Origin of the sequence: Streptomyces sp. NPDC005774, from assembly GCF_042871645.1 — a bacterium.
Classification (GTDB): Bacteria; Actinomycetota; Actinomycetes; order Streptomycetales; family Streptomycetaceae; genus Streptomyces; species Streptomyces pratens.
In genome coordinates, this window is the sequence record NZ_JBIAIV010000074.1 from 21,200 (window position 1) to 28,404 (window position 7,205).

Consider the following 7,205-nt stretch of genomic DNA (forward strand, 5'->3'; position numbering starts at 1 on the left):
CTACGAAACGGGGAACCATGCCGACCGGGAGCGCGAACGACGATCACATAACCGTCTCTTTTGCCACCCTCCGCGAGCTCGCCGCCGAACTGGAGGACATCCTCAAGAAGCTCAACGGCAGTCTGGACGACCTCCACGACCGGGTCGTGCCGGTCGTGCTGTCCTGGGAGGGGGAGGCCCGCGAGGTCTTCGTCGACAAGCTCGACGAGTGGGACCGTTCGGCCCAGGACCTCCAGGCGGCCCAGAAGTGGCTGCACGAGTGCGCGACCACGAGCCACATCAACTATGCGGCAGCGCACCGGGCCGTGTTGCGCGGCTGGGGGGCCGGCTGATGGGGACACCGCCACCGCCGGGCCAGAACGGCACCATCGACGTCAAGCCGGCCGACCTCCACCGCGTCTCCGGCGGTGTGGCGAGCCAGCAGCAGCTGATGGACAGAGGCGCCGGGAGTCTGCTCGGCGATCTGCACAAGTACCCGGATGCCGGCGGTTACGGCACCTCGCCCCAGGCGTTCGCGACGTCGTACGTCAAGGTGGGCAATCGCTTCCTCGAAGTGTGGGCCAAGAGCATCGTCAGCATCGGGGGCGCGGCGGTCGGCTTCACCGCGACGGCCAACGCCTATGCGAAGGCCGAGGCGGCCAACGACCCCAAGGGGAAGGCGAAGCCGGTCGTCCAGCCGTTGCCGAAGGTCATGGAGAAGGCGCCCGCCTACGGCTCTGTGCCGAATCTGAAGTGGGGCGACGACGGCGGCGACGACTTCATCCGCAGGCTCCTCGAGTGGGTGCCCGAGCCGGTCCGGGACGTGCTGAGGCCGGTGGTGAAGCACGCCTTCCGAATGGGCAAGGTCGCCGAGGTCTATCCGTTCCCACAGCAGCACCACCTGAACTCGCTGTCCAAGGCATGGATGGCGACGACCGCCTCGCTCTCCACGGTGGAGAGCGGGCTGACCGGGAACGTCAGCAGCATCACGCAGCAGGCCCACAGCGAGTGGTACGACGCGATGCGCCATTTCTGCAGTTCGCTGTGGGGCACGACGGCGTGGGGCGGGAACCGCGAGAACTACAAATGGAAACACGACAGTTCCTCCTCGCAGACCGCCACCCACCCCGTGATGACCGTGCTGTTCGACACGGCCCGGAAAGTCGGGGATCTCCTCTACGATTTCGCCGAGGCGGCCGTCTACCTCAACGGCGAGGTGTGGGACGTCTATATCGAGGCCGTACGCGACGCGATTCCGAAGGTCGAGGTCAACCTCAAGGACGGCGTCGGCATGGACGACGTCAAGGGCCTGGTCAAAGGCTTGGGCAAGAGTATTGCGAAGGGTGCGTCCCAGTTGGGCCAGGGAATCGTCCTGAACATGGACACCGCCAAGCTCAACGCGATCGTCACCGAGTACAACCGACGGGTCGACGGGCTCGTGCCGAAACTCGACGCGCTCATGGGCCCGTTGGACGAGGCGCACCGGAGTGCCCCGAAGTTCGAGGCCCAGGAGGCGCGTGCGGAAGCCTTCGGCATGCGGGCGCTCAACGAATTCAAGACCGAGCATCGCTGGACCGAACCGGAGGACACCAAGAACGGCGTCTACCGCATCGATCTGGCGAGCAGCGAATGGCTCGAGAACGGACACACCCTGGACAGGCACGTAGGAAAGAGCCCGGAGCAACTGGCTCAGCGCCTGCGTGATCAGGGCGATGATCCGACCGGGACCTGGGTGCACGGGAAACCCAAAATCGCGGGGGCGTCCAGCTTCACCGATCTGGAGAGCGCGCAACGGTCCACGCAGTACAACATCGACTCTCATTCCGCCGAGATCAAGGCGTGGCTGGATGGCCCGCCCGACCCTAATGATCCGTACAAGAAAATAGTTGGCCCAGGGCCCAACGGCGACGTCACGGGTGTCAGCGTCAGGAAGCAGCCGTACGACCCGTCCGATCCCATGACGGGGTTCAAGGAAGGGGGAATGAATGTCAGGCCCATTGAAGTGAAGAACATAGATACGCGCCTGAAGTACGATCCCAACCTTGATCCGCCGTTCGTTGTCGTCACTTCCATGCCGGCGCTGTGACCGATCCGTCTGAAAAGAGAATGCGAACTATGACCCAGGCCCCATGGGAGGACGCTGTCCTGCGTCTGCTGGAGGACGTTTACACCTTCGCGGCGACCGGCCCGAGGACCCTTGCCGGCTGGCAAAGGGACGCACTGGCGGTGATGAACCGGGAGGTCGACGATCCTCGCGGATGGATCACCTTGGACTGGGACAAGGACAACGACGAGGAGCGGACCGGGAGCCGCCCCTGTTATCCCTTCGTCCCGCTGCCCGAGGCGGGGCTGGGCAGCCGGCTGTACCCCGTCACGGCCGAGACGGCCGCTCGCCTGTTGGTTGAGATGACGTACGAATGGGGACCGGTCGGAACGGAGGAACAGACCAGGGCGGCGCTCGCTGACGCCCGAACCGTGCTCGACCGGTACGGAGACCGAGTCTCCTGTTACAGCAACGTCACTGAAGCGGCGAAAACCCCGTCACCGGACCTCACGAACGGGGTCACCGGCTGGGCTCCTCTCACCGAGTTCATCGGTGACTTCGGGTTCGTCGTCGCCTCATCCGAAGAGGTCGGAGTCTTCTGGTCGTTTGACGCCAGGTGAGGGGGCCCACTGTGATGCGTACCCGAAGCGCGACATATCCCGACCGCGAAACGGCTCAGTGGGCCACACAGCAGGTCGTCACTGCGAACGAGCAGGTCATCCACCGCTGGCTGGCACGATCCACGAGGTCACGACTGACCATTGAGGCGTCCTGGCCCTCCCGGCCCGAGCCCGTCGGGCAGGTACTCCTCCAGGCGATGATGCTGGCGGGGCGGGAGCCCGTCGACGTACGGGCCGCGCGCGTGATCCTCAGGCGCGACGCGTCCCGTCCCCACGGATTCGTGGTGCACTCCACGTTCCCCATCTATCTGTGACCCAGTAGAGGCTGAGTACCCGTGCCCCTGACCCCTCTCGAACATGACCGCCGCTACGGCGAGCTGGACCAGGTGATCCGCGCCTACGCCGGACAGCAGGCCGACGACACACCGGAGCGACCGAGCCTGGCGCTGACCGCTTACCTGCGGCACACCTGGCACACCCGCCCGTGGGCGCTGGCCATCGCCGAACGGCAGTTGCGCGAGTACGCCGAGCACCCGCCCGGACGCCTGCGCCTGCGCCTGGGGGAGTTCTACGCCGTCCCCGACGTGGGACTGCCCGAGAGCGAAATCCAGCAGTGGCTCCGCTGTCTCGCCGACCACATCAAACACAGCGTCACCGAGGGCGCGGCCCCGCCCCCGGGCACGCCCGTGACGCACTGGGAGTGGCACGCGCGCTTCCCGGAGCTCGGACAGCTCCTCGGCGGCTGGTTCTCCCAGGACATGCCGGACGAATGCGACGACCACGAGGCGGCCGTCGCCGACTACCTCGCGCACACCGACCCGCACCTCGTAGCCCGGCTCATCGGTGAGCTCCACGAACTCCTCGCCCTCGACTTGAACGAGTCCGACTACGCCTTGGCGGCCGCCGAACTCGGCATGGAGGTCGGCCCGCCCGAGCCGTTCTCCCACGGCGCCTGGTTCCAGTCGCTGGCGACGACGCTGGCCGGCATCTGATCCGGCCTTGAGGACGCTCTCCACCCATGCGCGACGAATTGCTCCGGGGTCGGTGGAGGCGACGCTTGTGTGCAATGTTGCCTTTGCCGTGAGCGGCAGGAGGGGTTCGATGTTCCGTACGGCCCGATTCTGTACTACCGGCATCAGATGGCCTTGTCGTGCTGCATGACCCGCAGCAGGACGAAGGTGTCCCCGGAGGACGGCGCGAGGACCACACCGCGCCGGAACTGGTCGACGCGGATGGTCCGGATCTGCTTGTCCTTCGCGTTCTTCAGGCTCTCCGGCTTCAGCCCCGGGTCCTTGAAGAGCTGGTCGAGGGTGAGCCGGCTGAACTTCTCCCAGGCGTCGGGCACGCCCTTCCTCACCGGCGGCTGGAGCTTGGGGAGTTCGGCGAAGAAACCGATGTCGAAGGCGAGCTGCGGCATGGAGCGACCCGAAGGTGCGACAGCGGGGCCGGGAGCGGGTCCGGCCGGACCGCACCGGGGCGTCAGCTTCTGGGACGAGTACCGGGTGTGTGGCCGAAGGTGCGGCGGAACACGTCGATGAAGGTGCTGGCGGACGACCAGCCGCACCGGTGCGCGACCGTGGTGACCGGTGTGTTCCCGGCCAGCAGCACCAGTGCGTGGTGAAGACGCAGTTGGGTGCGCCACTGCGGGAACGTCATGCCGAGGTCGTTGCGGAACAGCCGGGACAGGGTCCGGCCGCTCGCCCCGACGGCACGGCCCAGTTCGGCCAGGGTGCGGCCGTCGGCCGGATCGGCGCGCAGGATGTCGCACAGCGTCCGCAACAGGGGATCGGCCGGGGCGGGCAGGTGCAGCGGTTCCTGTGGCGAGGCCCGAAGCCGGTCGAGCAGCACGGCGCGCAGCCGGTCCCGTTCGGGACCGCTGTCGTCCGGAGAACGGGTGTAGGCGATGATCAGTTCGCGCAGCAGCGGGCCCACGGCGAGGACGGTCGGGGCGGCAAGGTCCAGCGGGTTCTCGTCGGCGGGCAGCCCCACCAGGTGCAACTGGATCTCGCCGTGCGCCTGGTGGGCGTGGACGGTGCCGGCGAGGGAGTCCGGCCGGGGCGGACGAGGGGACGATCTGCAGGAGCGGGGCGGTGAGATCAGGCCAGGTGCGGCGCACTGCGCCCAGACCGTCTTGCCGGGGCCGCCCGAACGGCGCGGGCAGCACCCCCACCGGTCGGCCAACGCCGCTACGAGCAGCAGCCCGCGCCCGTCCTCGCCGCCGGCCGGCCGGTCAGGCCTGATCCGCGGCGCGCAGGGCCCGCGCCAGCCACTCCAGCTCCTCGGTCGCGTCGGGCGCCGCGTCCTGCCCGCGCACGCGGGCGACAAGCCTGTGGTAGCGCTCCGCCTCTGCCTCGATCCCGGCCTCCAGGCTGCGCAGCACGGCGGCCCGATCGGCCTCGCCGAACAGCGGGGAGAGCACCTCGGCCGCCTCCGGTGCCTCGGGGGCGACCCCGCGTTCTCTGACCTCCGCGACGATCTCCACGATCTGCCTGGCCCACCAGATGGACGCCCCGGGGGGACGGCCCTGCCCCGGTGCGGGCGTGTTGAGCTCCAGCCATGTGCGCAACCGGGTGCGAAAGCCGGGGTCCCGCACCAGTTCGGCCAGTTCGATCCAGGCGTCGACCTGCTCAGGTGCGGGATCGTCGGGCAATTCGATGCGGTAGGTGAGGATGCGGTCGCGCAGGCGCGGCTCGACGTCGAGACCGCCGAACACCTCCTCCTTGAACTCGTCGATGATCTGCTTGCGTTCGGCGGCGGAAAGCCGTGCCAACTTGTTCATCAGTGCTGTCTCCTCAGCGGTGGATCCACGTGTCGCCACGGTGGACAGGACGGCCCGGCTCACCTTGAGCGAGCGGATCTGCGCGTCGAGCGCGGCCACGTGCGCGTGGGCGACCTCGGCGACCGTGGTCCGACCGCTCAGCACCCGGCACACGTCGTCGAGCCCGAGGCCCAGCTCCCGCAGGGTGCGGACCAGTTCGACGCGGGCCACGGACCCGGCGTCGTACAGCCGGTAACCGCTCGCGGAGCGGGCCACGGGTGGCACCGCTCCCTCGTCCGACCAGAAGCGCAGGGTGCGCACCGGAACTCCGGTGCGGTGCGCGAGTCGGCCGATGGTGAGCACATCGGTGCGTTCGTCGTCCATGAACGAGATCCTGGACCCTCCAGCCGCTGGAGACTCAAGCGCCTCAGTGCGGCATTTTGTAAGTTCTCCAGAGCTCTGCCGAGTGCCCTCACCACCGCCGGCGCCGACGGCACGCGCCTCCTCACCTTTGATCAGGCCGTAGATTGATCAGATCGGATGAGGAAGCTTCAGGAATTCCGGAGTTACGTCATCAGCCGGCCGAGCAGCGAACGAGAAAAATCCAGGGCCAGGGGCTCAGGACCCCAGCGGGGGCCACGGGAACTCACTGGATGTCGCACATCAAGGGGCCTCTGCCCGCTGTGACATGACTGTGACGGGTGAAGTGGCCTCCGCCACAGACGGTCCGGTGCGGTGCTGATGAGGTGGCCGGATGCGTGCAGCCCCCCTCATCTCCCAAGCCCTGCTCCCGCTCGGACGGGGGTGACGGGCGTGCTGCTGGTGGGTTTACTGACTTCGGCGTTTTGGGGTCAGGGCGGTGGTGAGTCACGTTGGAGTCCGGTCTCGGCCATGAAGCCGTCCAGGATCGCGGGCCGGTACTGCAAGCTCTTGAGCCGGTTGCGGACCAGGGTTTCCAGCCGGTCGACCGTACCGGCGGTGAGATTGGCCAGACTGCGCTTGCACTGTGACCACACGCCCTCCACCGGGTTCAACTCCGGTGCGTACGCGGGCAGCAGGAAGACGGTCAGCCACGAGCGGGCGTCCACCAGTTGCTGCATCGCCTTCGAGGCATGGGTGCTGAGCCGGTCCCAGACCAGCACGATCGGAGCCTTCAGCAGTTGGTGGGCGCCATCGACCAGCCGGATGTAGTCGGCCTCCGACAGGCTGCGCCGCTCGCCCCTGCGGCCGTGGTGGACGCGGATCCGGTAGCACAGCCGGGTCCGGCACCCGGGCCGCAGCGCGATCAGGCCCGCCAGGGAGATCCGACCCGACCGGCGGCCGGACACCGTCACGATCGGGGTGCGGCCGCGCCGGCCCCAGGTGCGCCCGGTGGGCGGCCGCTGGTGCTGGCCGGCCTCGTCCTCGAAGCAGATCCAGCCGCCGGTGGCCGCCCGGGTCCTTTTACCTCCGGCCAGGTGCCTTCCTTCCAGGCGGCCACCGCCTGCTCGTCGCGTTCGGCGGCCCGCCGCCCGGGCATCTGCGGGGTGAAGCCGAGCCGGCGCATCAGCCGGGTGGCGCCGGAGACGCTGTAGGAGACGTGGAACTTCCGGCCGATCAGGGTCGCCACCCGGGCCCCGGTCCACACCTGGGGACCTCCCCCCGGGTGGTGGACACCCTGACCTCCGGCCCCGGTGGGGGCCGGGAGAGGGTGACCGATTATGGTGATTAAGGTCTATTCGCCCGAGTTCAGGGCCGACGCCGTGGCCCTGTTCCATTCGGAGCCGGATCTCACGATCGCGCAGACCGCGCGTGACCTGGGGAT

9 protein-coding genes and 1 pseudogene are annotated in these 7,205 nt (G+C 68.3%); 5 read left to right on the top strand and 5 right to left on the bottom strand.

Annotated elements, in window-relative coordinates:
- Nucleotides 1–17 precede the first annotated feature (17 nt).
- The 5 genes from ACFYQA_RS36330 to ACFYQA_RS36350 are packed head-to-tail and all read left to right on the top strand — an operon-like array spanning nt 18 to nt 3,635.
- A complete protein-coding gene (locus ACFYQA_RS36330; RefSeq protein WP_388927392.1) occupies nt 18–332 on the top strand; it encodes a WXG100 family type VII secretion target in 315 nt (104 codons plus the stop codon).
- Nucleotides 260–2,065 carry an RNase A-like domain-containing protein gene (locus tag ACFYQA_RS36335; RefSeq protein WP_388927395.1) on the top strand — a complete coding sequence of 602 codons (1,806 nt, stop codon included), beginning with the start codon at nt 260–262 and terminating at the stop codon, nt 2,063–2,065. Before ACFYQA_RS36330 ends, ACFYQA_RS36335 begins: the two co-directional genes overlap by 73 nt.
- On the top strand, nt 2,062–2,643 hold the full coding sequence (locus tag ACFYQA_RS36340; protein ID WP_388927398.1) for a hypothetical protein: 582 nt from the start codon (nt 2,062–2,064) through the stop codon (nt 2,641–2,643). Before ACFYQA_RS36335 ends, ACFYQA_RS36340 begins: the two co-directional genes overlap by 4 nt.
- Nucleotides 2,644–2,657: 14 nt before the next feature.
- Nucleotides 2,658–2,957, top strand: coding sequence for an RNase A-like domain-containing protein (locus ACFYQA_RS36345; RefSeq protein ID WP_388927401.1), 300 nt, complete (start codon nt 2,658–2,660; stop codon nt 2,955–2,957).
- Between the two features lie 21 nt (nt 2,958–2,978).
- Nucleotides 2,979–3,635 carry a contact-dependent growth inhibition system immunity protein gene (locus tag ACFYQA_RS36350; protein WP_388927404.1) on the top strand — a complete coding sequence of 219 codons (657 nt, stop codon included), beginning with the start codon at nt 2,979–2,981 and terminating at the stop codon, nt 3,633–3,635.
- Nucleotides 3,636–3,781: 146 nt separating this feature from the next.
- Here the strand turns inward: ACFYQA_RS36350 and ACFYQA_RS36355 are convergent.
- From ACFYQA_RS36355 to ACFYQA_RS36375, 5 genes and pseudogenes are all read right to left on the bottom strand, one after another.
- Nucleotides 3,782–4,060: pseudogene (locus tag ACFYQA_RS36355) on the bottom strand (DNA helicase UvrD); the annotation flags it as partial.
- 62 nt (nt 4,061–4,122) lie between these two features.
- Entirely contained in the window at nt 4,123–4,824 is a 702-nt protein-coding gene (locus tag ACFYQA_RS36360) for a helix-turn-helix domain-containing protein (protein ID WP_388927407.1), read from the bottom strand.
- 49 nt (nt 4,825–4,873) lie between these two features.
- Complete coding sequence (locus ACFYQA_RS36365) at nt 4,874–5,785, bottom strand: MerR family transcriptional regulator (RefSeq protein ID WP_388927410.1); 912 nt, start codon at nt 5,783–5,785, stop codon at nt 4,874–4,876.
- A gap of 467 nt (nt 5,786–6,252) precedes the next feature.
- Nucleotides 6,253–6,816, bottom strand: a complete 564-nt coding sequence (locus tag ACFYQA_RS36370; protein ID WP_388927416.1) for a transposase — start codon at nt 6,814–6,816, stop codon at nt 6,253–6,255.
- Complete coding sequence (locus tag ACFYQA_RS36375) at nt 6,732–7,028, bottom strand: winged helix-turn-helix domain-containing protein (protein WP_388927413.1); 297 nt, start codon at nt 7,026–7,028, stop codon at nt 6,732–6,734. Before ACFYQA_RS36375 ends, ACFYQA_RS36370 begins: the two co-directional genes overlap by 85 nt.
- Nucleotides 7,029–7,205: the final 177 nt, after the last annotated feature.